1 protein-coding gene and 1 pseudogene are annotated in these 378 nt (G+C 53.7%); both read left to right on the top strand.

Annotated elements, in window-relative coordinates:
- Positions 1 to 161 (top strand): annotated as a pseudogene (locus tag A3754_RS06945) (30S ribosomal protein S7); the annotation flags it as partial.
- Positions 162 to 240: 79 nt separating this feature from the next.
- The coding region (locus A3754_RS26020; RefSeq protein WP_156496875.1) for a GTP-binding protein at positions 241 to 378 on the top strand (138 nt) is incomplete at its 3' end.

The raw sequence follows: 378 nt of genomic DNA, 5'->3' as shown, positions 1-378 counted from the left end.
TGGTTGATGCTGCACGTAAGCGTGGTGAGAAGAGCATGCCTGCTCGTCTGGCCGGCGAAGTGATGGATGCCGCTGAAGGCAAAGGCGCTGCGATGAAGAAACGTGAAGACGTGCATCGTATGGCCGAGGCCAACAAGGCCTTCTCCCACTTCCGCTTCTAAAGGCAGAAGACAAGCGAGTGAAACCGGCCTGTGTACAGGCCGGTTTTTGTATTTGAACCAGTGAATCGAGGTTAGCACCGTGGCTCGTAAGACTCCTCTTAATCGCTATCGCAACATCGGTATCTGTGCGCACGTAGATGCGGGCAAGACCACTACTACCGAGCGTATTCTTTTCTACACCGGTGTGTCTCACAAAATTGGTGAGGTGCACGACGGT

Source organism: Alcanivorax sp. HI0083 (assembly GCF_001635175.1).
This window is presented reverse-complemented; position numbering and strand designations above follow the sequence as displayed.